The sequence below is a fragment of the Methylobacterium sp. 17Sr1-1 genome (genome assembly GCF_003173775.1).
Lineage (GTDB): Bacteria > Pseudomonadota > Alphaproteobacteria > Rhizobiales > Beijerinckiaceae > Methylobacterium.
This window is the reverse complement of sequence record NZ_CP029552.1, coordinates 563,003-585,630: the sequence shown is the minus strand read 5'-3', so window position 1 is coordinate 585,630 and position 22,628 is coordinate 563,003. Positions and strand designations below refer to the sequence as shown.

At 71.5% G+C, this 22,628-nt stretch carries 19 protein-coding genes; 8 read left to right on the top strand and 11 right to left on the bottom strand.

Features of this window, described 5'->3' with window-relative positions:
* The first annotated feature begins 42 nt into the window (after positions 1-42).
* From hflK to DK412_RS02685, 4 genes are all read left to right on the top strand, one after another.
* Positions 43-1,239, top strand: coding sequence for an FtsH protease activity modulator HflK (gene hflK / locus DK412_RS02700; protein WP_109970686.1), 1,197 nt, complete (start codon positions 43-45; stop codon positions 1,237-1,239).
* The gene (locus tag DK412_RS02695) at positions 1,236-2,156 is read left to right on the top strand and encodes a protease modulator HflC (RefSeq protein WP_109970685.1); all 921 of its coding nucleotides are present in this window, start codon (positions 1,236-1,238) and stop codon (positions 2,154-2,156) included. The genes hflK and DK412_RS02695 overlap by 4 nt, the downstream gene beginning before the upstream one ends.
* Positions 2,157-2,374: 218 nt before the next feature.
* On the top strand, positions 2,375-2,569 hold the full coding sequence (locus DK412_RS02690) for a DUF2065 domain-containing protein (RefSeq protein WP_093571202.1): 195 nt from the start codon (positions 2,375-2,377) through the stop codon (positions 2,567-2,569).
* Positions 2,570-2,796: 227 nt separating this feature from the next.
* On the top strand, positions 2,797-4,311 hold the full coding sequence (locus DK412_RS02685; RefSeq protein WP_109970684.1) for a DegQ family serine endoprotease: 1,515 nt from the start codon (positions 2,797-2,799) through the stop codon (positions 4,309-4,311).
* 303 nt (positions 4,312-4,614) lie between these two features.
* Here the strand turns inward: DK412_RS02685 and tolB are convergent, their stop codons facing one another.
* From tolB to ruvB, 7 genes are all read right to left on the bottom strand, one after another.
* Positions 4,615-5,955 carry a Tol-Pal system beta propeller repeat protein TolB gene (gene tolB, locus DK412_RS02680; protein WP_109970683.1) on the bottom strand — a complete coding sequence of 447 codons (1,341 nt, stop codon included), beginning with the start codon at positions 5,953-5,955 and terminating at the stop codon, positions 4,615-4,617.
* A 48-nt stretch (positions 5,956-6,003) separates the two neighbouring features.
* Entirely contained in the window at positions 6,004-7,590 is a 1,587-nt protein-coding gene (tolA, locus tag DK412_RS02675) for a cell envelope integrity protein TolA (RefSeq protein ID WP_204165480.1), read from the bottom strand.
* A 15-nt stretch (positions 7,591-7,605) separates the two neighbouring features.
* The gene (tolR, locus tag DK412_RS02670; protein WP_109970682.1) at positions 7,606-8,052 is read right to left on the bottom strand and encodes a protein TolR; all 447 of its coding nucleotides are present in this window, start codon (positions 8,050-8,052) and stop codon (positions 7,606-7,608) included.
* A 29-nt stretch (positions 8,053-8,081) separates the two neighbouring features.
* Positions 8,082-8,798, bottom strand: coding sequence for a protein TolQ (tolQ, locus tag DK412_RS02665; protein ID WP_099954332.1), 717 nt, complete (start codon positions 8,796-8,798; stop codon positions 8,082-8,084).
* Between the two features lie 187 nt (positions 8,799-8,985).
* Positions 8,986-9,390 (bottom strand): tol-pal system-associated acyl-CoA thioesterase, encoded by a 405-nt coding sequence (gene ybgC, locus DK412_RS02660; protein ID WP_109975020.1) that lies wholly within the window; start codon positions 9,388-9,390, stop codon positions 8,986-8,988.
* Between the two features lie 194 nt (positions 9,391-9,584).
* A complete protein-coding gene (locus tag DK412_RS02655; RefSeq protein ID WP_109970681.1) occupies positions 9,585-10,532 on the bottom strand; it encodes a metallophosphoesterase in 948 nt (315 codons plus the stop codon).
* A complete protein-coding gene (ruvB, locus tag DK412_RS02650) occupies positions 10,525-11,571 on the bottom strand; it encodes a Holliday junction branch migration DNA helicase RuvB (RefSeq protein WP_109970680.1) in 1,047 nt (348 codons plus the stop codon). The genes DK412_RS02655 and ruvB overlap by 8 nt, the downstream gene beginning before the upstream one ends.
* 136 nt (positions 11,572-11,707) lie before the next feature.
* Here ruvB and chrA point away from each other — a divergent pair, with 136 nt between their 5' ends.
* Positions 11,708-13,096, top strand: coding sequence for a chromate efflux transporter (chrA, locus tag DK412_RS02645; protein WP_109970679.1), 1,389 nt, complete (start codon positions 11,708-11,710; stop codon positions 13,094-13,096).
* Between the two features lie 25 nt (positions 13,097-13,121).
* On the opposite strand, the gene DK412_RS02640 is transcribed toward chrA, so the two are convergent.
* Together DK412_RS02640 and DK412_RS02635 are read right to left on the bottom strand one after the other, a co-directional pair.
* Positions 13,122-14,135, bottom strand: coding sequence for a CmpA/NrtA family ABC transporter substrate-binding protein (locus DK412_RS02640; RefSeq protein WP_109970678.1), 1,014 nt, complete (start codon positions 14,133-14,135; stop codon positions 13,122-13,124).
* Positions 14,132-14,752: an ANTAR domain-containing protein gene (locus DK412_RS02635; RefSeq protein WP_109970677.1), complete on the bottom strand. Its 621-nt coding sequence runs from the start codon at positions 14,750-14,752 to the stop codon at positions 14,132-14,134. The genes DK412_RS02640 and DK412_RS02635 overlap by 4 nt, the downstream gene beginning before the upstream one ends.
* A 213-nt stretch (positions 14,753-14,965) precedes the next feature.
* Between DK412_RS02635 and DK412_RS02630 the strand changes: the two genes are divergently transcribed.
* The 3 genes from DK412_RS02630 (at position 14,966) to tkt (ending at position 19,728) form a co-directional block, all read left to right on the top strand.
* Entirely contained in the window at positions 14,966-15,610 is a 645-nt protein-coding gene (locus tag DK412_RS02630; protein WP_162596079.1) for a hypothetical protein, read from the top strand.
* Positions 15,611-15,702: 92 nt separating this feature from the next.
* On the top strand, positions 15,703-17,616 hold the full coding sequence (locus tag DK412_RS02625) for a glycoside hydrolase family 15 protein (protein ID WP_109970675.1): 1,914 nt from the start codon (positions 15,703-15,705) through the stop codon (positions 17,614-17,616).
* Positions 17,617-17,652: 36 nt separating this feature from the next.
* On the top strand, positions 17,653-19,728 hold the full coding sequence (tkt, locus tag DK412_RS02620) for a transketolase (protein ID WP_109970674.1): 2,076 nt from the start codon (positions 17,653-17,655) through the stop codon (positions 19,726-19,728).
* Between the two features lie 132 nt (positions 19,729-19,860).
* Here the strand turns inward: tkt and DK412_RS02615 are convergent, their stop codons facing one another.
* Both DK412_RS02615 and DK412_RS02610 read right to left on the bottom strand, forming a co-directional pair.
* Positions 19,861-20,514, bottom strand: a complete 654-nt coding sequence (locus DK412_RS02615) for a metallophosphoesterase family protein (RefSeq protein WP_109970673.1) — start codon at positions 20,512-20,514, stop codon at positions 19,861-19,863.
* A gap of 39 nt (positions 20,515-20,553) precedes the next feature.
* Complete coding sequence (locus tag DK412_RS02610) at positions 20,554-22,494, bottom strand: EAL domain-containing protein (protein WP_245447691.1); 1,941 nt, start codon at positions 22,492-22,494, stop codon at positions 20,554-20,556.
* Between the last annotated feature and the right edge of the window lie 134 nt (positions 22,495-22,628).

The window sequence follows — 22,628 nt, the reverse complement described above, 5'->3', positions numbered from 1 at the left end:
GACAGCGCGGGGCGTGCCGGCCGGGAAAGGACGTGGGCGAGCATGCCTTGGAGCAATCAGAGCGGCGGCAGCGGCGGCGGCAACGGGGGTGGTCCCTGGGGCAACCGCGGCGGCAATGGCGGCGGTCCCTGGGGCGGCGGTTCGGGCGGCGGGGGCGGTGGCCCCTGGGGCGGCGGCTCGGGTGGCGGCAACCAGCCGCCGGACCTCGAGGACCTGCTGCGCCGCAGCCAGGACCGGCTGAAGACCCTGATGCCCGGCGGCGGCTCGGTCGGCACCAAGGGCGCGATCCTGGCGGTGCTGGTCGTGCTGGTGCTGTGGCTGATGACCGGCTGGTACACGGTGCTGCCGAGCCAGGTCGGCATCAACACGGTGTTCGGCCGCTACACCGGCCAGTCCGGCGAGGGCCTGCGCTACAACTTTCCCTATCCGGTCGGCGCGGTGGTGAAGCCGAATGTCGGCGAGTCGCGCAGCATCCAGGTCGGCTACCGCTCGGGCGCCGGCACCCAGCGCTCGCGGGACGTGCCCGAGGAGAGCCTGATGCTCACCGGCGACGACAACATCGTCGACATCGACTTCGACGTGCAGTGGCGGGTGAACCCGGCCAAGGCCGAGGATTTCGTGTTCAACCTCCAGAACCCCGAGGGAACGATCAAGTCGGTGGCCGAGAGCGCGATGCGCGAGGTGGTCGGCCGGCGCCAGATCCAGGCGATCCTGACGACCGAGCAGTCGAGCGTGGCGCAGGAGGTCCAGCAGATCATCCAGAAGGCGCTCGATTCGTACGGCGCCGGCGTGCTGATCAACGTGGTCCAACTCCAGGGCGTGAGCCCGCCCGCCGAGGTGCGTCAGGCCTTCGTCGACGTGAACGCGGCCCAGCAGGACGCGGCCCGCGCCCGCAACGAGGCCGAGACCTATGCCAGCCGCGTCGTGCCCGAGGCACGGGGCCGGTCCTCGCAGGTGCTGCAGCAGGCCGAGGCCTTCAAGTCCCAGGCCACCGCCGAGGCGACCGGCCAGGCCGCGCGCTTCCGCGAGGTCTACGAATCCTACAAGCTCGCGCCCGCGGTCTCCCGCGAGCGGATGTTCCTCGACACGATGGAGAAGGTTCTGGGCGGCGTGAACAAGGTGATCATCGACCAGGGCGGTGCGGCGGGCGCCGGTGCGGCCGCGGCCGGCGTGCTGCCGGTCCTGCCGCTGCAGGACTTCGCCAATGCCGCCCGTCCGGCCCAGGGGAGCGCGCGATGAACGGCAACGTCCTTCGCACCGGCCTCGTGGTCCTCGGCGTCCTCGTCCTGGTGCTGATCTACGCCTCGGCCTTCACCGTGAGCCAGACACAGCAGGCGCTGGTGCTGCAATTCGGCCGGGTGCGCACCGTGCTGAACCAGGCCGGCACCGACAAGCCGGGCCTGTACTTCAAGCTGCCGTTCTTCGAGAGCATCACGCTGTTCGAGAAGCGGCTGCTCGACCTCGACCTGCCGGTGCAGACCGTGCTCTCGGCCGACCGGCAGAACCTCGAGGTCGACGCCTTCGCCCGCTACAAGATCAGCGATCCGCTGCGCTTCTACCAGTCGGTGAACAACATCCAGGTCGCCAACCAGCGCCTGTCGAGCTTCACCAACGCGGCGATGCGCAACGTGCTCGCCAGCGCCTCGCGGGACGCCATCGTGCGCACCCAGCGCGAGGCCCTGATGAACCGCATCCAGGAGGAGGTGAACCGGCAGGCGAAGAATCTCGGCATCGAGATCATCGACCTGCGCCTGACCCGCGTCGACCTGCCGGCGGCGAACTCGCAGGCCGTCTACCAGCGGATGCGCACCGAGCGCGAGCGCGAGGCGGCGGACCTGCGCGCCAACGGCGCCCAGGTGGCGGCCACCATCAAGGCCCGGGCCGACCGCGACGTGACGGTGCTCATCGCCGAGGCGAACCAGAAGGCCGACCAGCTCCGCGGCCAGGGCGAGGCGGACCGCAACCGCATCCTCGCCGACGCCTTCGGGCAGGACCCGGACTTCTTCGCCTTCTACCGCTCGATGCAGGCCTACGAGAAGGGCCTGAGCGGGAGCGACACCCGGCTGGTGATCAGCCCCGGCTCGGAGTTCTTCCGCTACTTCAACGATCCGCAGGGCCGGGCACGCCCCGCCGCGGCTCCGGCGGCCGGCCAGTAGGCCGGCGGCCTCCGCCGCGGCGGACCGACACCTGACGACACCCGAGCGCCCCGCCCCGGCGGGGCGCACTTTTGTGACGGCGGGCCTCGCGGCCGGCCGGGCGGCGGAGAACGAGACAATGCGACCGCAGGGGGGAACAGGGCCGCGGGGAACGGGGACCGAGTCGGGAATCGCCCCGGGGCGGCCGCGCGGTTTTCGGCCGTGAAGGAGATCCGGCCGTGAAGGATCTCGTCGCCGCCCTCGGCCTCGCGCTCGCCATCGAGGGCCTGCTCTGCGCCGCCTTCCCGGCGGCGATGCGCCGGGCGATGCAGGAGGCCTCGCAGACCCCGATGGAGCGGATGCGCCTCGTCGGCCTGCTCTCGGCCGCCGCCGGCGTCGTCGTGGTCGGCGTGGTGCGCCTGCTCCTCGGCTGAAGGCGGGCCTCGGCCCCACCCCCGGCCTTGACCGCCCGGATCGTGCCTTCGATGGACGCGATCGACCGGGACTTGAACCGACCGGCCGGGAGACGATCTTAAGGGACGCTCCCGGCCCGGTCGCCGGGGGCTGCCCGGGCGGGGCGGATGGCGGCGACACGATGCCTCGCCGCTCTCGCGCCGGGCCGAACCGTTATGACGACGATCCTGCCCAACGAGGTTCCCTGATGGCCGCTTCCTCGCGCCGTAACCCCGCCTTCGCGAGACGGCGCCTGCCCGCCCTCGCGGGGGCCCTCCTGGCCCTGTCGGTCGGCACCGCATCGCTGCCGGGCGTCGCCCTGGCCAAGGGGCCCGAATCCCTGGCCGACCTCGCCGACCAGGTGACCGACGCGGTGGTGAACATCTCGGCCTCGACCACCGTCGAGACGCGCAGCCGCACCCTGCCGCAGCTGCCGCAGGGCACCCCCTTCGAGGACCTGTTCGAGGAATTCTTCAACCGCCGCGGCCAGGGCGGCCAGGGCGGGGGCGAGAGCCAGCCGCGGGCGCCGCGCCGCTCGAACTCGCTCGGCTCCGGCTTCATCATCGATTCCTCGGGCATCGTGGTCACCAACAACCACGTCATCGGCGACGCCAACGACATCCAGGTCATCCTGCATGACGGCCGCAAGCTGAAGGCCGAGATCATCGGCAAGGATTCGAAGATCGACCTCGCGGTGCTGCGGGTGAAGCCCGATCCCGACCGGCCGCTGAAGTCGGTGCCGCTCGGCGACTCGGAGAAGATGCGGCCGGGCGACTGGGTGATCGCGATCGGCAACCCGTTCGGCCTCGGCGGCTCGGTCTCGGCCGGCATCGTCTCGGCCCGGGGCCGCAACATCGAGTCGGGCCCCTACGACAACTACATCCAGACCGACGCGGCCATCAACAAGGGCAATTCGGGCGGTCCGCTGTTCAACATGAACGGCGAGGTGATCGGCATCAACACCGCGATCCTGTCGCCGACCGGCGGCTCGGTCGGCATCGGCTTCGCGGTGCCCACCGCCACGGCCGGCCCGGTGATCGACCAGCTGCGCCAGTTCGGCGAGGTCCGCCGCGGCTGGCTCGGGGTGCGGATCCAGAACGTCGACGACACCACCGCGGAGGCGCTCGGCCTCAAGGGCGGCGGCCGCGGCGCGCTGATCGCCGGCGTCGACGAGAAGGGCCCGGCCAAGACCGCCGGCCTCGAGGTCGGCGACGTGATCACCAAGTTCAACGGCGCCGACGTCAAGAGCTCGAGCGACCTGCCCCGCATCGTCGCCTCGACCCCGGTCGGCAAGGTCGTCGACGTGACCACGGTCCGCAAGGGCCAGGAGCAGACCAAGCAGGTCACCCTCGGCCGCCTGGAGGACAGCGACAAGCCGCAGCAGCAGGCCAATCTCAGCCGGCCGCAGCCGGAGGCCGACGTCACCCGCCAGGCGCTCGGCCTCAACCTGACCGGCCTCTCCGACGAGTCGCGCAAGCGCTTCGGGGTGAAGGACAGCGTCAAGGGCGTGCTGGTCACCCGGGTCGACCCCAACTCCAACGCCGCCGACAAGCGCATCCAGCCGGGCGACGTCATCGTCGAGGTCGGCCAGGAGGCGGTGAATTCCCCCGCCGACGTCACCCGCCGCATCGACCAGATCAAGAAGGACGGCCGCAAGTCGGCTTTGCTCCTCGTCTCCAACAAGGAAGGTGAGGTGCGGTTCGTGGCGTTGAGCCTGGAGTAAGTGAGAGGGGCGCGGCGGGTTTCGACCCGCCGCGCCCCCGCTCTCGATCCCGATATTGATCCGCGCTCGATAATCTTGACACCGGCCGCGTCGTTCGGGGGCCGCCCAGCGGAGATTGGAATGACGAGGAGGGCTTGGATCCTCGAGGATTCAGGCGAGCGGGCTTTTATATGTCTGTCGATACAGAACCTAACCTGACCCACCCAGGACCTCATCCTGAGGTTCGTGGATGGGACAGTCCTCTGGACGGTCTTCGTCGGGACTTTGTGAAGGAGCCGGCCCGTCTCCGGGCCGGCCCTCCCCTCACTTCTGCGCGTCGATCAGCGGCGACCAGGTCGGGTCGGACGCGTAGGACGGGGTCGGGACCGGCTGCTCGACCTTGCCGGTGATGTCGACCATGTAGAGCTTGCCGCCGGCCTGGCCGCCGGGGTCGCGGAAGAACATCACGTACTGGCCGTTCGGCGCCCAGGTCGGGCCCTCGTTGTGGAAGCCTTCGGTGAGCACCCGCTCGCCGCTGCCATCGGGCTTCATGATGCAGATCGAGAACGAGCCCTTCCGCTGGCGGGTGAAGGCGATGTAGTCGCCCCGCGGCGACCAGGCCGGCTGCGAGGCCGAGCCGTCGCCGAAGGACAGGCGGCGCGGGTTCGAGCCGTCGGCGCCCATGACGTAGATCTGCTGCTGGCCGCCGCGGTCGGATTCGAACACGATCTCGCGCCCGTCCGGCGAGAAGGACGGCGAGGTGTCGATGGCGTTGGCGTTGGTGATCCGGGTCTGCGCCTTGGAGGCGAGGTCCATCACGTAGATGCTGGCATTGCCGCCGTCCTGGTCGCTCATCACCAGGCGGCGCCCGTCCGGCGAGAAGCGCGGGCTGGTGCTCATCTCGGCGTTGGTCGGGATCACCTGGCGGGAGCCGGTCGAGAGGTTGATCACCTGGACGCGCGGCTGCTGGCCGGTGACCTGGGACATGTAGGTGATGTCCTGGGTCGAGGGCGAGTAGCGCGGTGCCACCACCGAGGCCTCGCCGCTCGTGAGATACCGCACGTTGGCGCCGTCCTGGTCCATGATGGCGAGACGCTTGCGGCGGTGCTCCTTCGAGCCGGATTCGTCGACGAAGGCGACGCGGGTGTCGAAGAAGCCGCCGATCCCGGTGATCTTGGTGTAGACCGCGTCCGAGATCAGGTGGCCCATGCGGCGCGCATTGGCGCCGTCACCCGCGTATTGCTGGCCGATCATCTGCTGGCCCGACAGGACGTCCCACAGGCGGAACTCGGCCTTGAGCCGGCCCGACCCGTCGCGGGTGACCCGGCCGGTGACGAGGCCCTGCACGCCGGTGTCCTTCCAGGCGGCGAAGTTGGGCGCGGCGTCGAAGTTCGGATTCTCGGGGAAGCGCGCCTTCTCGACCGGCGTGAAATAGCCCGAGCGCTTCAGGTTGTTGGTCACGATGCCCGACAGGGTGGGGCCGAGGCTGGAATCGCCGGAGAAGTCGGCGATGGCGATCGGCATCGGCTGGAAGGCGCCGCCGGGGCCGATGCGCAGGTTGAGCTGCGCCTGCGCGGGGGCGGAGAAGCCCGAAACGAGGCCGGCGGCGAGGCACAGCCACAGGAGCGCGGCGAGCGCGTGACGCAATCGCGAGGGGGAGTGCATGAAGGGGACGTCCGTCTTGGGTGAAACAGGCGGCCGGAGCGGGCCGTGTCAGGCCCGCGGCAGCTCGAACTCCGCGTTGATGACCCGCCAGTCGTTGTAGAACGGGGCGTACTGGGACGGGATGCGGAAGGGCGCGCAGCGTCGCACCGCCCGCACCGCGGCCTCGGCGATCGAGCGGTCGACCGCGCTGCCGCCGGCGCGCAGGATGCGCGGATCGGTGGTGAGGGAGCCGTCGGGGTTCAGGCGGATGTCGAGCTGCGGCAGCACGATCCCTTGCGCGGCGCCGGGGGGCGCCGAGTAGCAGCGCTCGATCTGCTGCTGCAGCAGGCCGACCAGGGCGTCGCGCTGGCTCGGGTTGAGGCGCTGCGACGTGCCGGTGGCCGCGCCGAGGGCCGCCGTGCGCTGCACCTCGCGGCCTGTGGCGCCGGTGGCGTGCGACGGCCCGTGCGCCGCCAGCACGTCGCGGATCGCGCCCGAATTGAACTTGGCGGCGAGTTCGGCCTGGTGCCGCGCCTTGGCTTCCGCGGCGGCCTTGGCCCTCGCGTCCGCCACGGCCTTGGCCTTGGCGGCGGCCTCGGCCTTCGCCTTCGCTTCCGCAGCGGCATGGGCCTTGGCTTCGGCGTCAGCCTTGGCCTGCGCTTTCGCCTCGGCTTCGGCCTCGGCCTTGGCTTCCGCCTCGGCCTTCGCCTCGGCACGGGCCTTCGCTTCGGCCCGGGCCTTGGCCTCGGCCTGCGCCTTCGCCTCGGCTTGAGCCTTGGCCTCGGCTTTCGCTTCCGCCCGCGCCTTCGCCTCAGCCTGAGCCTTGGCTTCCGCCCGGGCCTTCGCTTCGGCTTGGGCCTTCGCTTCAGCCTCCGCTTCCGCCTTGGCCTCGGCCTTCGCCTTGGCGTCGGCCTTCGCCTTCGCGGCGGCCTTCTCGGCAGCCGCCTTCTCGGCGGCGGCCTTGGCCTCGGCCAGTTCCTCGCGCCGGATCGCCTCGGCCTCGGCCTTCTCGGCGGCGGCCTTCTCAGCAGCAGCCTTGGCGGCTTCCTTGGCGGCTTCCTTGGCCGCGGCGGCCTTGGCGGCAGCCTTCGCAGCCTCCTTGGCCGCCTCGCGCGCGGCTTCCTTCGCGGCCTCCTTGGCCGCCTCCTTGGCCTCGCGCTCCGCCTCGGCCTTGGCTTCGGCGCGCGCCTCGGCGTCCGCCTTGGCCTTCGCGGCCGCAGCGGCGGCCGCGGCGGCAGCCCTCTCGGCGTCGGCCTTGGCGGTGTCGGGGCGCGCGGGCGGGAGCGGGGCGGGCTCGGGCTGCTCGAGGGCCGGGCGCAGCGGCGGCACCGGCATCTCCTCGGCGTTGGCGACCTTCATCTCGGGCGGACGCGTCGGCGGCGTCGGCACGTCGGACTTGGCCTCGCCGGGATCGTTCTCCTGCTGCTTGTCGGCGACCCGGTCGGCGCGCGGGCTCTTGGCCGGGGCCTCGCCGTCGCGCTGGCCCTTGGTCAGCTCCGAAAACTGGTTCTCGGTGATGACCTCGACCGGCACGCCCTCCTCGGCCTGCGGCAGCACGTGCGAGGCGGCGGCGAAGAGCGCCAACCCGATCAACACCACGTGCGCGCCGGCCGAGACCCAGACGCCGGGTTCGGACCTGTCGAAGGGAAACACCACGGCGAACCCCGCCCTCTACCGCTGGTCGGGCTCGGTCACGAGGGCGACCTTCTTGAAGCCGCCGCTCGTCACGATCGCCATCACCTGGGCGACGCGGCCGTAATCGACCCGCTTGTCGCCGCGCACGAACACCCGCTCCTCGAAACCGTCCTTGGCGGTGGCCGAGATCCTGGCGACGATCGCGTCGTCGGTGAGCTCGTCCTCGCCGAGGAAGACCTGGCCGGTCTGGCGGATCGAGAGGGTGATCGGCTTCGAATCCTGGTTGAGCGGGGCGGCCTTGGTCTGCGGCAGGTCGAGCGGCACGCCGACGGTCATCATCGGCGCGGCGACCATGAAGATGATCAGCAGCACCAGCACGACGTCGATGAACGGCGTCATGTTGATCTCGTTGATCGCGCCGCCGCCCCGCCGGCCGCGCCGACGGCGCCCGCCGCCCTGTGCCGCTCCGGAGGCCATGCCCATCGCTCAATCCTTTTCAAAGAGGCTTAAGGTCAGGCCGCGAGCGCCATGCGCTCGTCGATCTGGCGCGACAGGATCGCCGAGAACTCGTCGGCGAAGCCTTCGAGGCGCCCCTGGGACTTGGCCACCGAGGCCTGGAGCTTGTTGTAGGCGAGCACCGCGGGGATCGCCGCGAACAACCCGATGGCGGTGGCGAACAGGGCCTCGGCGATGCCGGGCGCCACGACCGCGAGCGAGGTGTTCTTCGAGGCGGCGATCGACGTGAAGGCGGTCATGATGCCGAAGACCGTGCCGAACAGGCCGATATACGGTCCGGCCGAGCCGATCGAGGCGAGGAACAGGAGGCGCGATTCGAGGCGCTCGACCTCGCGCTGGATCGTCACGTCGAGCACCTTGTCGATGCGCTGGCCGAGGCTGCGGATCGAGCGGCCGGAGCCCTCGTAGGAGCGGCGCCACTCCCGCATCGCGGCGACGAACAGGGCGGCGAGCCCGGTCGCCGGCTTGTCGTTGTAGGCGCGGAAGAGCTCCTCCAGCGGCCGGCCGGACCAGAACTCCTCCTCGAACGCGTCCATCTCCGCCTTGGTGCGGCGGAAGAGCAGGGTCTTGTCGATGATGATCGACCAGCACCAGATCGAGGAACCGAGCAGGCCGAGCATCACCACCTTGACGACGAAGTGGGCCTGCCAGAACAGGCCGAACATCGTGATCTCGGCCACGGGCATCGCCTGGGCGGCATCGGCGGGATTCATGCGGCTTATCCTCGCGTCCCGGGCCGCTGAACGGCCCGCGGGCACTCCAACCGGGATCGGGGCTTTTCGTATGGTGGTTCGATCGCGCCCGAATCTGTCGAAAGTATGGGCCGCCGCTCCGGGACGGAGCATTCGCCCGGCCCGAGTTAAGCTCCCGCCAGGGTTAAGGAATGGTGAGCGGGATCGCTCAACGCCGCGTGAGCGTCCGGCGCAGGGCCTCCGGCAGGCGCACGGCGCGGCCCTCGCGCACGCAGGCCACGACGACGTCCGCCCGCACCAGGGTCTCGTCGCCGCGGCGCACCTCCTGGTCGAGATGCATCGAGGCGCCGCGCAATTCGCGCGTCGCGGTGAGCACCGTCAGGGCGTCGTCCATGCGGGCGGGCTTGAGGTAGTCGAGAGTCATGCGCCGCACCACGAAGACGAGCCCGTCCGCTTCCCGGTGCAGGTCGGACTGGTCGCCGGCGAGCCCGCGCAGGAGCTCGGTCCGGCCCCGCTCCATGAAGCGCAGGTAGCTCGCGTGGTAGACGAAGCCGGAGAAATCCGTGTCCTCGTAGTAGACGCGCACCGGAAGGGCGTGGGCGTCCGGGGGCATGGTCTCGGTCACGCAGGGTCAGTCCTCGATCTCGTCTGCTCGCGCCTCGAATAGTCTTCGCCGAGATGAGGCTTCGACCAGTCACGCGCTTCCCTCTCCAGGCGATGCCGGGCAAGGATCTCTGGCAAGCCCGGCATCGCCTGGAGAGGGGATCCCGCGCCTTTTACTTCAAACGGGATCGGCTGAAACGTGCGTTACGCCACCGCCCCCGTCCCCAGCTCCACCACCACGATCTCCGGCGGCACGCCGAGGCGGATCGGCGCGACGCTCAGGCCCAGGCCGCCGGAGATCACGAGGTCGCTCGCCTCCCGGACATGGCCGTAGACGTAGCGGCCGGGATAGCGCGAATTTACCACCGGCGACCAGCCGAAGAGCCGCACCTGCCCGCCATGGGTGTGGCCCGACAGGGTCAGGGCGACCCGCGCCGGCACCTCGGCGAAGATGTCGGGCTCGTGCGCGAGCAGGATCATCGGCGCGCCGTCGGGCACCGCCGCCAGGGTGGCGGGCAGGTCGTGCAGGCCGACCCGTCCGCGACCGGTGCGGCGCCGGGCCGGCAGCAGGGCGAGCTGGTCCTCGAGCCCGGCGAGCCAGACCGGCCCGGCCCGGGTCGCGAGCGGCACCGCCTCGTTCGACAGGACCCGGATGCCGACCTGCGTCAGCGCCGTGCCGGCGGCGGTCGGGCCGGCGCCGCGGCGCAGGGCCTCCGGATCCTCCCACCAATCGTGATTGCCGAGCACCGCGTAGACCCCGAGGGGCGCCGTCAGGCCGGCGAGGACCGGTGCCCATTCGACCGCCGGAATGACGCGGGTGACGTAGCGCTGGCCCACCATGAAGTCGCCGACCAGCACCACGAGGTCGGCCTGGAGCGCGTTGGTGGCGGCGACGATGCCGGCGATGCGCTCCAGGCTCATCCAGGGATCGCAGGCATGGATGTCGGTGAGCGCGGCGATGCGAAGGCGCAATCCCGCCGGCCAGGGCGCGGCGGGGTTCGGCTGGATCGCGTAGCGCGTCGCGACCTGCCGGAACGGCTCGATCCCGGTGGCGTAGGCGCCGGTGCTGACGCCGGACAGCGCGACGGCGCCCGCCCCCTGGAGCACCCGGCGGCGGGTGAACAGGCGGTACCCCCTCCCCTCCTCACGCATCCTCGTCACCGGGAAACAGCCCGAACTGCACCGTGGGATCGCGGTTCGGCTCCGGCAGGCCGAGATGGCGGAAGGCGTGGGCGGTGAGCACCCGGCCGCGCGGGGTGCGCTGCACGAAGCCCTTCTGGATCAGGTAGGGCTCGATGATCTCCTCGATCGCGTCGCGCGGCTCGGAGAGCGCCGCCGCGATCGTCTCGACACCCACCGGTCCGCCGTTGAACGAGTGGGCGATGATGTTGAGGTACTTGCGGTCCATCGTGTCGAGGCCGGCGGGATCGACGTCGAGGAGCCGCAGGGCCCGGTCGGCGATGGCGCGGGTGATGGTGGGGGCGTCCTCCACGATGGCGAAGTCGCGCACCCGCCGCAGCAGCCGCCCGGCGATGCGCGGCGTGCCGCGCGCGCGCTTGGCGATCTCGTTGGCCCCGTCCGGCGCCATGCCGATGCCGAGCACCCGTGCGCCGCGGCTGACGATGAGCTCGAGCTCGTCGATGTCGTAGAATTCGAGCCGGATCGGGATGCCGAAGCGGTCGCGCAACGGCGTCGTCAGCAGGCCCGCCCGGGTGGTGGCGGCCACCAGCGTGAATTTCGGCAATTCGATCTTCACCGAGCGGGCGGCCGGCCCCTCGCCGATGATCAGGTCGAGCTGGTAATCCTCCATCGCCGGATAGAGGATCTCCTCCACCGCCGGGTTGAGGCGGTGGATCTCGTCGATGAACAGGACGTCGCGCTCTTCGAGGTTGGTGAGCTGCGCCGCCAGGTCCCCGGCCTTGGCGATCACCGGGCCGGAGGTCGAGCGGAAGTTCACCCCGAGCTCGCGGGCGACGATCTGCGCCAGCGTGGTCTTGCCGAGGCCGGGGGGGCCGACGAACAGCACGTGGTCGAGGGCCTGTCCGGTCTTCTTCGCCGCGTCGATGAACACCTGGAGATTGGCGCGGGCGGCGCGCTGCCCGGTGAAGTCGGCGAGGCTGAGCGGCCGGATCGAGGCGTCGGCATCGTCCTCGCGGCGCTCGGGGGTGAGGAGGGATTTGGGCTTGCTCAAGCGGGACCTGACGGGCTCTCGACGGACGGCGCGAGGCCGGCGGCACCCGCTCCCCGGATGTAATCGCTGCGTTCTGTCGCACAACGCGACCGATCGCGCTACGCTGCGGCGCACCCCGACCGGAGAGCCTGCCCTCGTGACGACCCTTGAGCCCGCGACGCTTGACCGGGCGCCGCCCCGGCCCGTCACCCTGGCAGAAAGCCTGCCGGTCTGGCTGCGGGTCGCCGCCCTGTCCTTCGGCGGGCCGGCCGGGCAGATCGCGGTGATGCACCGGGTGCTGGTCGAGGAGAGGCGCTGGATCTCCGAGAACCGCTTCCTGCACGCGCTCAACTTCTGCACCCTGCTGCCCGGGCCGGAGGCGCAGCAGCTCGCGACCTATGTCGGCTGGCTGATGCACGGGCCCCGCGGCGGCCTCCTCGCCGGCGGGCTGTTCGTGCTGCCGGGGCTCCTCGCCATCATGGCCCTGAGCTGGATCTACGTCCTCTACGGCGAGGCCGGCCCGGTCGCCGGCCTGTTCTTCGGCCTCAAGGCCGCGGTGCTGGCGATCGTGCTCCAGGCCGTGATCCGCATCGGCAAGCGGGCGCTGAAAGGGCCCGTGATGGTCGGGCTCGCGGCCATGGCGTTCGTGGCGATCTTCCTCCTCGACGTGCCCTTCCCGCTGATCGTGCTGGCCGCCGGCATCGTCGGCTGTCTCGGCGGGCGGGCCGGCCTGCCGCAGTTCAGGGCCGGCGGGCACGGGGCCGGGGGCAAGACCGTCGAGGGCCCGTTCCTGCTCGACGACCACGAGCTTCCCCGGGAGCGGGCTGCCGCCGGTCACACCCTGCGGATGCTGCTCGTCTGGGGTGCGATCTGGCTGGTGCCGGTCGCCGCCATCCTGCTCGCCCTCGGCTCGGATAACGTCTTTTCCCAGGTCGCGGTGTTCTTCTCGAAGATGGCGATGGTGACCTTCGGCGGCGCCTACGCGGTGCTCTCCTACGTCGCCCAGCAGGCGGTCGAGCATTACGCCTGGCTCAAGCCCGGCGAGATGCTGGACGGCCTCGGCATGGCCGAGACCACGCCGGGGCCCCTCATCATGGTCACGCAGTTCGTCGGCTTCCTCGCCGCCTACCGGGCGCCGGGCGCGCTGCCGCCGCTCCTCGCCGGCACGCTCGGCGGGTTGCTCACGACCTGGGTCACCTTCGCACCCTGCTTCCTCTGGATCTTCGTCGGCGCGCCTTACGTCGAGCGCCTGCGCGGCCACCGTGCGCTCGCCGGCGCACTCTCGGCGATCACCGCGGCGGTCGTGGGGGTGATCCTCAACCTGGCGGTCTGGTTCGCCCTCCACACGCTGTTTCGCGAGTTGCACCCGGCGGCGGTCGGGCCGGTGCGGCTCGACGTGCCGGTGCTCTCCAGCGTCGATCCCTACGCGCTGGCCCTGGCGCTGGCGGCGACCGTGGCGGTGTTCCGGTTCAGGGTCGGGATGATCCCGGTGCTGGGGGCTTGCGCGGCGGCTGGAGTGGGCTTGCGGCTGGCGGGGCTGATCTGAACCCCGAGTTCCATCCGACTCGCGTTCACGCCGCCGCCAGCAGATCGGCCCGATACAATCCCGCGGCGTCCGGCCCCGCGCCCGCCTCGACATGCCCCGCCTCGACCTGCCCCGCCGCCGCCATCTCGGCGAACAGCCAGCCGAGGGCGGCCGGATCGGGGATCAGCTCCGCCTCGCCGAGGGCGATGTAATTCCCGACGGCGACCACCGGGCCGCCCGGCGCGAGCCGCAGCGATCCGGACAGCCCGCGCAGGATCAGCGCCGGATCGAGCCCGAGATGGCGCGGATGCCCGAGGAGCGCGGCCAGCGCCTCGCGGTTTCCCGGCTCGCCGCACCAGCGCGCCGCCCGCCTCACCGCGCGCAGGAGCGGCGCCGCCCGATCCTCCATCTCGGCCGGCAGCGCCAGCACCTTCTCCGGGCAGCCCGGGGCGATGGCGACCCCGAGGGCCGCGATGCGCCCGACCCCGGCCTCGACCGCGACGCTGCTCCACGGCGCGCCGACGCAGAAGCCGTCGATCAGGCCGCGCTCCAGCGCCTCGACGGTGCGGGGCGGCGGCACCACGACGAGGCGCACCGCCGAGAGCGAGCTGCCGCCCAGGGCCAGCAGGCGCCGCCACTGGTAGGTGTGGCTGGAGAACGGGTGGACGGTGGCGAGCGTCAGCGGCCGCCCCTCGCCCGCGCGCGCCTCGGCCACCCGGGCCAGCGCCCGGGCGACGTCGGGCACGGCGTCGGAAGCGGCATCGAGTGCCCGCCAGAGCGGCAGCGACAGGGTCACGGCGTTGCCGTCGCGGGCGAGCGCCGCGGGCGCGATCAGGCGGGCCTGCGGCCCGGAGAGGCCGAGATGGCAGGCGAGCGCGAGCGGGGCCAGGATGTGGGCGCCGTCGAGGAGGCCGAGGGCCAGGCGGTCGCGCAAGGTGGCCCAGGACGGCTCGGCGACGAGGTCGACCTCCAGCCCCTCCTCCGCCGTGAAGCCGCGCTCCACCGCGGCGACCAGCACCGCGGCGTCGGTGAGCGGGACGTAGCCGAGCTGCAGCCTCATCCGAGCAGGTCCGCGGCGGTGACGATGGCGCGGGCGATGTCGACGATCTTGCGCTTCTCGTTCATGGCCTTGCGGCGCAGCTGCTTGTAGGCCTCGTCCTCGGTCAGGCCCTTGGCGCTCATCAGGATGCCCTTGGCGCGCTCGATCAGCTTGCGGTCGGCGAGCTCGCTCTTGGCCTCCGAGAGCTCGCGCTGGAGCCGCGCGAAGGCGTTGAAGCGCAGGATCGCGATCTCGATGATCGGTTTGATCCGCTCGGCGCGCAAGCCGTCGACGATGTAGGCGGAGATGCCGGCATCCACCGCCGCCTGCATCATCGGCGCGTCCGAGCGGTCGACGAACATCGCCACCGGGCGTTCGACGAGGCGCGAGACCCCGAACATCTGCTCCAGGAGGTCGCGGCTCGGGCTCTCGAGGTGGATCACCACCACGTCGGGCGAAAGGGCGGAGAGCCGGTCGAGGAGGTCGGCGGTGTCGGGGATCACCACCACCCGCGCGCCCTCGACGGCGCGCAGGCCCTCCTCCAGGATCGCGGCCCGGGCGCGGCTCGGGTCGACGACGGCGATGACGAGGCTGTTGTCCCCGGAGGACGGGGCCGAGGGGGTTGCGCGGTCGGGCATGTCGGCGTCGGATCACGCAAATGTCGGGCCTGAGACGGTGCTCGGCCCCGGGACGGACAAGAAGCGGCAGGACCGAACCTTACCCCGGGGGAGGTTCGGGCGACACCCCCGAAAGGCACGGATCGGCCCGTCGACACGAAAGCGCAAAGAAACGGCCCCGCTTCGGCCCGAAACGCAGGCTTCACTCCCGCCATGATCGAGCGGGAGGTTCGGATGCGGCAGAACGGGCGGACGCGCAAGCCGGCGGAGACGAGCGCGATCGGCAACCTGCCCGGCGCCTCGCGGGGCTACCTGCCGCTCCTGCCCACCGCCTGCGTGGCGGCCTGCCTCGCCGCGGGCTCGCTGTACTGGCGCGAGGCCCCGCCGCGGGCGCCGGAGAGCCACGTCGCGGCGTTGCAGCCGCTGCCGGGCGGCGACCTCTTCCGCATCGTGCCCGAGGCCGACGGACGGGTGCGCGCGTCCTACCCGCTCGAATTCGAGCAGCAATTCCCGCTGATCGCCGGCCTGCCGGCCGAGGCCCCGATGCCGGTGCTGCCGCTGCTGCCGAACCAGGAGGCGAAGGAGACCAGGCAGGAGAAGGTCCTGCGCCGCACGGCCACCCATCGCCCCCGGGCGGTGCCGGCCCTGGCGGATCTGCGCCCGCCGGTCCGGCCCGACGACCTCAAGGTCCGAACGGCGACCGCCGAGAAGCCGACGCCGGCGACCCGCACGGCGAGCGGCGGGGCGGAGCCGGAGCGCGCGCCCTGGCTGCCCTTCGCGCCGACCGGCGGGCTGGTGACGCAGACCATGGTGGCGCTCGGCGACGGCGTGACCAATGCGGGCGCGGCGATGATCGACCTGATCGACCGCCGGCGCTGAGCCCGGCTCGCATCCCGGAGGGCGGAGCCCGGGTTGGACCAGAAGAAAGGCCGCTCTAGCTAACCGCGTCACGGCACTGTTCGGGACGCACCATGGCGCTGCTCATCGAGGATTACGCACTCGTCGGCGACGGGCGCAGCGCCGCGCTGATCGGGCGCGACGGCAGCGTGGACTGGCTGTGCTGGCCGCGCTTCGATGCCTCGGCGTGCTTCGCGGCCCTGCTCGGCACCCGCGAGGATCACGGCCACTGGCGCATCGCGCCCGCCGAGCAGGCGACGACCACCCGGTGCTACCGCGAGAACACCCTGGTGCTCGAGACCACCCACGAGACCGCCGAGGGCGCGGTGCGGGTGATCGACTACATGCCGGTCGAGGACGGCACCCACCTGGTGCGCCTCGTCGAGGGCGTGCGCGGCCGGGTGGCGATGCGCATGGACCTGGTGGTGCGCTTCGATTACGGCTCCGCGATTCCCTGGGTCTCGCGCAGCGAGAACGACGATCTGCGGGCCATCGCCGGCCCCAACAAGCTCGTCCTGCGCACCCGTGCGCCTCTGAAAGGCGTCGGCCAGTCGACGGTGTCGGATTTCACCGTCGAGGCGGGCAAGAGCGTGTCCTTCGTGCTGAGCTACGGCCTCTCGCACGAGGAGGACCCGGCCCCGATCGAGCCGCGCAAGATGCTGGCCTCCACCACCGCCTGGTGGCGTTCCTGGTGCCAGCGCTGCCACGGCGGCACGCCCTGGGACGCGGTGCTGACCCGCTCGCTCCTGACCCTGAAGGCGCTGATCTACCGGCCGACCGGCGGCATCGTGGCGGCGCCCACCACCTCGCTGCCGGAGGAGATCGGCGGCGTGCGCAACTGGGACTACCGGTTCTGCTGGCTGCGCGACTCGACCTTCACGCTGCTCGCTCTGATGGATGCGGGCTACATCGACGAGGCCCGGGCCTGGCGCGACTGGCTGACCCGCGCGGTGGCCGGCAGCCCGGAGCAGGCCCACATCCTCTACGGCATCGCCGGCGAGCGGCTTCTCCCCGAGATCGAGCTCGACTGGCTGCCCGGCTACGAGGGCTCGCGCCCGGTGCGGATCGGCAACGCAGCGTCGCAGCAATTCCAGCTCGACGTCTACGGCGAATTGTTCGACGCCCTGTTCCAGGCCCACCAGCGCGGGATGCTCGCCGACGAATCGGGCGTCAGGGTCGGGCGCGCCCTGCTCGACCACCTGGAGCGGGTCTGGAGCGAGCCCGACGAGGGCATCTGGGAGGTGCGCGGCGGACGCAAGCACTTCGTCCACTCGAAGGTGATGGCCTGGGTCGCCTTCGACCGGGCGATCCGCTTCTACGACGCGCAAATTTCCCAGGTTCATCCGGCCGACGAGCCGACCGCCGGCGACGCCAAGGCGGTCGAGCGCTGGCGCGGGGTGCGCGACCGGATCCACCGCGAGGTCTGCGAGAAGGGCTTCGACAAGGAGCTCAACAGCTTCGTGCAGTACTACGGCTCGAAGGACCTCGATGCGAGCCTGCTGCTGATCGCCCATATGGGCTTCCTGCCCCAGGACGACCCGCGGGTCGTCGGCACCGTCGAGGCGATCGGCCGCGACCTGATGCACGAAGGCTTCATCCTGCGCTACGACACGAGCGGCAAGAGTACCGACGGCAGCTCGACCGACGGCCTGCCCGCCGGCGAGGGCGCCTTCCTGCCGTGCAGCTTCTGGTACGCCGACAACCTGATCGGCCTCGGCCGGCGCGACGAGGCGCGGGCCCTGATCGAGCGGCTGCTCGCCCTGTGCAACGATGTCGGGCTGCTGGCCGAGGAGTACGACCCGGTGCGCAAGCGCCAGGTCGGCAATTTTCCGCAGGCGTTCAGCCATGTCGCGCTCGTCAACACGCTTCTGAACTTCAGTCGGACGATCGGACCCGCTAAGGAGCGCGGCGGAGACCCCGACCCGTCGGGCCATCCGGGCGAGGCGCCCGCGATGCACCCGCAGGCGGCCCAGAGCGCGGCGTCGTGAGGCGCCCCGGCACCCCTACTGTCACGAGGCCCTGAGATGAGCGCAGCCGACACCAAGCCGAAGGCCGGCACCAGCGAGATCGACCAGCGCAGCATCGACACGATCCGCACGCTGACGATCGACGCGGTGCAGAAGGCGAATTCGGGCCATGCCGGCGCGCCCCTCGGGCTCGCCCCGGTCGCCTTCACCCTGTGGAACCACTACCTGCGCTACGACCCGGCGCATCCGCACTGGCCGAACCGCGACCGCTTCGTGCTCTCGGTCGGCCACGCCTCGATGCTGCTCTACAGCCTGCTCCACCTCGCCGAGGTGGCGGAGAAGGACGGGGGCAACGCCCCGGCGGTGAGCCTCGAAGACATCAAGAAGTTCCGCCAGCTCGACAGCCGCACCCCGGGCCACCCGGAATACCACTTCACCACCGGCGTCGAGGTGACGACCGGACCGCTCGGCCAGGGCGTGGCCAACTCCGTCGGCATGGCGATGGGCGGCCGCTTCCTCGGCGAGCGCCTGGCCTACGGCGACCAGCCGCTCTTCGACTACAACGTCTACGCCCTGTGCAGCGACGGCGACCTGATGGAGGGCGTGGCGTCGGAGGCCGCCTCGATCGCCGGGCACCTGCGCCTGTCGAACCTGTGCTGGATCTACGACAACAACACCATCACCATCGAGGGCCACACCGACCTCGCCTTCAGCGAGGAGGTCGCCGCCCGCTTCCTGGCCTATGGCTGGCAGGTGCTGCGCGTCGCCGACGCCAACGACACGGTGGCGGTGTCCCACGCCCTCGAGACCTTCCTGCAATCGGGCGACCGCCCGACGCTGATCATCGTCAACTCGGTGATCGGCTACGGCGCGCCGACGAAGCAGGGCACCCCGAAGGCCCACTCGGACGCGCTCGGCCCCGACGAGGTCAAGGGCGCCAAGCGCGCCTATGGCTGGCCGGAGGACGCCCAGTTCCTGGTGCCGGACGGCGTCTACGACAATTTCCGCAAGGGTATCGGTGCCCGCGGCAAGGCTTTGCGCGAGGAGTGGCTGGCTTTGGTCGAGGAGGTGAAGGCCGGGGACGCGGCCCTCGCCAAGGACCTCGCGGCCTATCTCGACGGTGAGCTACCGGAGGGATGGGACGCCGACATCCCGGTCTTCCCGGCCGACGCCAAGGGCCTCGCGACCCGCGAATCGTCGGGCAAGGTGCTGAACGCGCTCGCCAACCGGGTGCCGTGGCTGCTCGGCGGCTCGGCCGACCTCGCGCCCTCGAACAAGACCAAGCTCGAGAGCCCGGAGGCCGGCACCCTCGGGCCGTTCACGCCCGGCGGCCGCAACATCCATTTCGGCGTGCGCGAGCACGCGATGGGCTCGATCGTCAACGGCCTCGGCCTCGTCGGCCTGCGCGCCTACGGGGCGACCTTCCTGGTCTTCTCCGACTACATGCGCCCGCCGATCCGGCTCGCCGCCCTGATGGAGCTGCCGGTCTTCCACGTCTTCACCCACGATTCGATCGGCGTGGGCGAGGACGGGCCGACGCACCAGCCGGTGGAGCACCTGCTGGCGCTCCGCGCGATCCCCGGCCTCGTCACCTTCCGGCCGGCCGACGCCAACGAGGTGGCGGAGGCGTACCGGGTCATCATGACCCTCAAGCACCAGCCGGCGGTGCTGGCGCTGAGCCGCCAGCCGCTCCCGACCGTCGACCGGGACAAGTACGCCCCGGCGTCGGGCACCGCCAAGGGCGCCTACGTGCTCGCCGGCGCCGAGGAGGCCAAGCCCGACGTGATCCTGATCGGCACCGGCTCGGAGGTGCAGCTCTGCCTCGGCGCCTACGAGACGCTGAAGGCCGAGGGCGTGAAGGCCCGGGTGGTGTCGATGCCGTCCTGGGACCTGTTCGAGCAGCAGGACGAGGCCTACCGCAACAGCGTGCTGCCGCCCGAGGTGACCGCCCGCGTCGCGGTCGAGCAGGGCTCGGTGATCGGCTGGGACCGCTACGCCGGCAGCACCGGCACGATCCTCGGCATGCACACCTTCGGCTCCTCGGCACCGATCAAGGATCTGCAGAGCAAGTTCGGCTTCACGCCGGAGAAGGTGCTGGAGGCCGCGCGCGCCCAGTTGGCGAAGAAGAGCTGAGACAGGTGTGCAGGAGCCCGTCGGCATCGCCGGCGGGCTCTACACCCCCATGGTCGTCCCGGGGCCGCGCAGCGGAACCCGGGACGACATCGAGGGCTTCAGAATCCGTCGGGAGAACGGGACGGGCGCCCCCTACCGCACCGCCAGCACCGCCACCGGCGGTCCCTGCTCGTCGGTGAACACCCCGGCCGTCAGCGGCCCGCCGAACACCGCGCCCGTGTCGAGGTTGGTGCGGTGGGGAAGCAGCTCCGGCCGGCCGTCCCGGGTCGGGGTGTGGCCGTGCACGACGTGGCGGCCGAAATCGTGGCCCGCGGACAGGAACGGCTCGCGCATCCACAGCCGGGTCTCGCGGTCGCTCGCCTCGGCATCGCGCGCCGGGTCGAGGCCGCCATGGACGTACCAGCGCAACGAGTCGCCGTGCAGGGTCGGCAGGGCGGCGATCCAGGCCACGACCTCCGCCGGCAGCTCGCCCGGATGCGCCGCGCCGTAGGAGGCGAGCGCCGCACCGCCGCCGTTGATCCGCCACAGGTCGCGGTTCGTGCCGGCGGCCGCGTCGAGCAGCATCGCCTCGTGGTTGCCCATTAGGCAGGTCACGGCGTCCGGCTCGCGGGCCTGGAGGTCGCGCAAGGTGGCCACCGCCCCGGCACTGTCGGGCCCGCGGTCGATCGCGTCGCCGAGGAAGACCAGGCGGCGCGGGCGCCCGGCGCGGTGCTCCTCGATCCGGGCGAGCAGGCGGGCGAGGAGGTCGGCGCGGCCGTGGACGTCGCCGATCGCGTAGGTGAGCATGGACCCTGTCTCCCCTCCCGGGGCGCGGGGTGCCCCCGGTCAGGCGACCGCCTGGACCGGCCGGATGGCCCGCACCGCCTCGGAATCGAGGTAGCGCAGGGTGTCGGGGAAGGCCATCGGCCGGCCGAAATGGTAGCCCTGCATCAGCACGAAGCCGAGCTCCTTGAGCAGGCGGGCCTGCTCGTCGGTCTCGATCCCCTCCACCACGCAGTCGAGCGTCAGGTTGCGGGCGAGCGCGGCGATCGACGTGATGATGTCGCGGCTGGCCGGATCGGTGGTGACCTCGCTGACGAAGCTGCGGTCGATCTTGAGCTTGTCGAGGGGCAGGCGGTGGACGTAGCTCAGGGACGAGTAGCCGGTGCCGAAATCGTCGAGCGCGATGGCGATGCCGCTGGCCTTCAGGGTCTCGAGCACGGTCTGGGCCTGCGCCACGTCCTGGATCAGCGCGGTCTCCGTCACTTCCAGGATCACCCGCTCGGGCGGAAGGCCGCTCGCCCGGATGGCCGCGACGAGGGCGGCGGCCGCTTGCGGCGAGGCGATGTCGGCCATCGACAGGTTGAAGGACAGGGCGACCCGCTCGGGCCAGGCCCGGGCGGCGGCGAGCGCCTGGCCGAACAGCACCGCGGTGATGCGGGTGATGAGGCCCGCGCGCTCGGCGATCGGGATGAACACCGCCGGCGAGATCGGCCCGAGTTCCGGATGGGTCCAGCGCGCCAGCGCCTCGAACGCCACCGTGCGGCCGCGCCGCGCATCGACGATCGGCTGGAAGACCAGGTTCAGCTCCCGCGCCAGGTCGGCGTGGCGCAGGGCCTGCTCGATCACGCTCTGGGTGCGCAGCAGCCGCTCGTGCTCTTCGGTGAAGAGGATCGCGGCGCCGCGGCTGTGCGTCTTGGCGTGATAGAGCGCGAAATCCGCCCGCTCGACCAGTTGGGCGGCCTTGTGGCCCGCCTCCGGATAGGCGGCGAAGCCGATCGAGGCGCCGATCTGGGCGGTGCCGCCATGCGGCAGCCGGAACGGCATCGCCAGGGCGCCGCAGATCGCCTCGCCCGTGGCCGCCAGCGCGGTCGCGCCGCGCAGGACGAGGCCGAACTCGTCGCCGCCGAGGCGCGCCACCACGCCGGCCCCGCCCACCACGGCGTGCAGGCGCCGGGCGGCCTCCTGCAGCACGGCGTCGCCCGCGCCGTGGCCCTGGGCGTCGTTCACCGGCTTGAACCCGTCGAGGTCGACCAGGCCGACGACGAACGGCTGCCCCCCGGCCCCCGCCTCGGCCGCGGCCTGGTCCAGGGAGGCGAAGAAGCTGCGGCGGTTCGGCAGCTCGGTCAGCGTGTCGAGATTGGCGAGCCGCAGGTTCTCCCGGCTCAGGCGCTCGAGCTCGACCTGCTGCCCGATCAGGCGGGTGAAATCGCGGTAATAGGCGACGATCACGAAGGCCAGGGCGGCGCTGACGATCACCAGGTTGAGGCCGATCGCCCGCATGATCTGGTTGTCGAGGCGGCTGACATGCAGGCAGAACAGGATCGTGACGATCGCCGTCACCAGGAGCGCCGCGGCGCGCAGGTGCACGAGGCAGAGCACGCAGGCGATCGTTGTGGTGCCGACGTAGAACAGCATGTGGGCCTGCGCGTAGGCGTCGCCGTAGCCGAAGAGCGCGCAGCTCCAGGCCATGAAGCCGACCGCCAGCGCGCCGGCGAGCCCGACCGTGAGCCGCAGCTTCGCGGCGAGCCGGGTCTCGTCCAGCGGCTGCCGGCGTCCGCGCAGCCATACCCCGAAGCGCAAGGAACACAGCGCCAGCAGGCCGCCGAGCGGGTAGACCGTGAGCCAGTTCGGCGCGACGCCGAGATAGGTGACGGCGATCGCCGTCGAGTTGATCGCCAGGATGACGTAGAGCAAGGGCACCTGGTTGCGCAGGGCCCGCATCTGCGCCCGCATCAGGTCCGTGTTGGCGGTCTCGATCCGGAACAGATCGACGATGGCCTGCATCCTGCGCACAGCGCGTTCACCCCATCCGGTCCGGCCGATCATGGCACCGCACTCTCGAGCCAGAAATCACGTGCGCTTGAATCAAAGGTTACCTTGCTAACCCAAGCCAGCAGATGACGGTTAGTCCCGACCGG

Excerpts from the sequence above, each read along its gene's own strand:
- DK412_RS02640 (WP_109970678.1), bottom strand. The coding sequence starts at position 14,135 with ATGAGGCTGCAGCTCGGCTACGTCCCGCTCACCGACGCCGCGGTGCTG.
- DK412_RS02685 (WP_109970684.1), top strand. The coding sequence starts at position 2,797 with ATGGCCGCTTCCTCGCGCCGTAACCCCGCCTTCGCGAGACGGCGCCTG.
- tolB (WP_109970683.1), bottom strand. The coding sequence starts at position 5,955 with ATGCACTCCCCCTCGCGATTGCGTCACGCGCTCGCCGCGCTCCTGTGG.
- tolQ (WP_099954332.1), bottom strand. The coding sequence starts at position 8,798 with ATGAATCCCGCCGATGCCGCCCAGGCGATGCCCGTGGCCGAGATCACG.
- DK412_RS02615 (WP_109970673.1), bottom strand. The coding sequence starts at position 20,514 with ATGCTCACCTACGCGATCGGCGACGTCCACGGCCGCGCCGACCTCCTC.
- ybgC (WP_109975020.1), bottom strand. The coding sequence starts at position 9,390 with ATGCCCCCGGACGCCCACGCCCTTCCGGTGCGCGTCTACTACGAGGAC.
- DK412_RS02630 (WP_162596079.1), top strand. The coding sequence starts at position 14,966 with ATGCGGCAGAACGGGCGGACGCGCAAGCCGGCGGAGACGAGCGCGATC.
- DK412_RS02610 (WP_245447691.1), bottom strand. The coding sequence starts at position 22,494 with ATGCAGGCCATCGTCGATCTGTTCCGGATCGAGACCGCCAACACGGAC.
- DK412_RS02625 (WP_109970675.1), top strand. The coding sequence starts at position 15,703 with ATGGCGCTGCTCATCGAGGATTACGCACTCGTCGGCGACGGGCGCAGC.
- DK412_RS02655 (WP_109970681.1), bottom strand. The coding sequence starts at position 10,532 with ATGCGTGAGGAGGGGAGGGGGTACCGCCTGTTCACCCGCCGCCGGGTG.
- tkt (WP_109970674.1), top strand. The coding sequence starts at position 17,653 with ATGAGCGCAGCCGACACCAAGCCGAAGGCCGGCACCAGCGAGATCGAC.
- DK412_RS02635 (WP_109970677.1), bottom strand. The coding sequence starts at position 14,752 with ATGCCCGACCGCGCAACCCCCTCGGCCCCGTCCTCCGGGGACAACAGC.
- DK412_RS02695 (WP_109970685.1), top strand. The coding sequence starts at position 1,236 with ATGAACGGCAACGTCCTTCGCACCGGCCTCGTGGTCCTCGGCGTCCTC.
- tolR (WP_109970682.1), bottom strand. The coding sequence starts at position 8,052 with ATGGGCATGGCCTCCGGAGCGGCACAGGGCGGCGGGCGCCGTCGGCGC.
- hflK (WP_109970686.1), top strand. The coding sequence starts at position 43 with ATGCCTTGGAGCAATCAGAGCGGCGGCAGCGGCGGCGGCAACGGGGGT.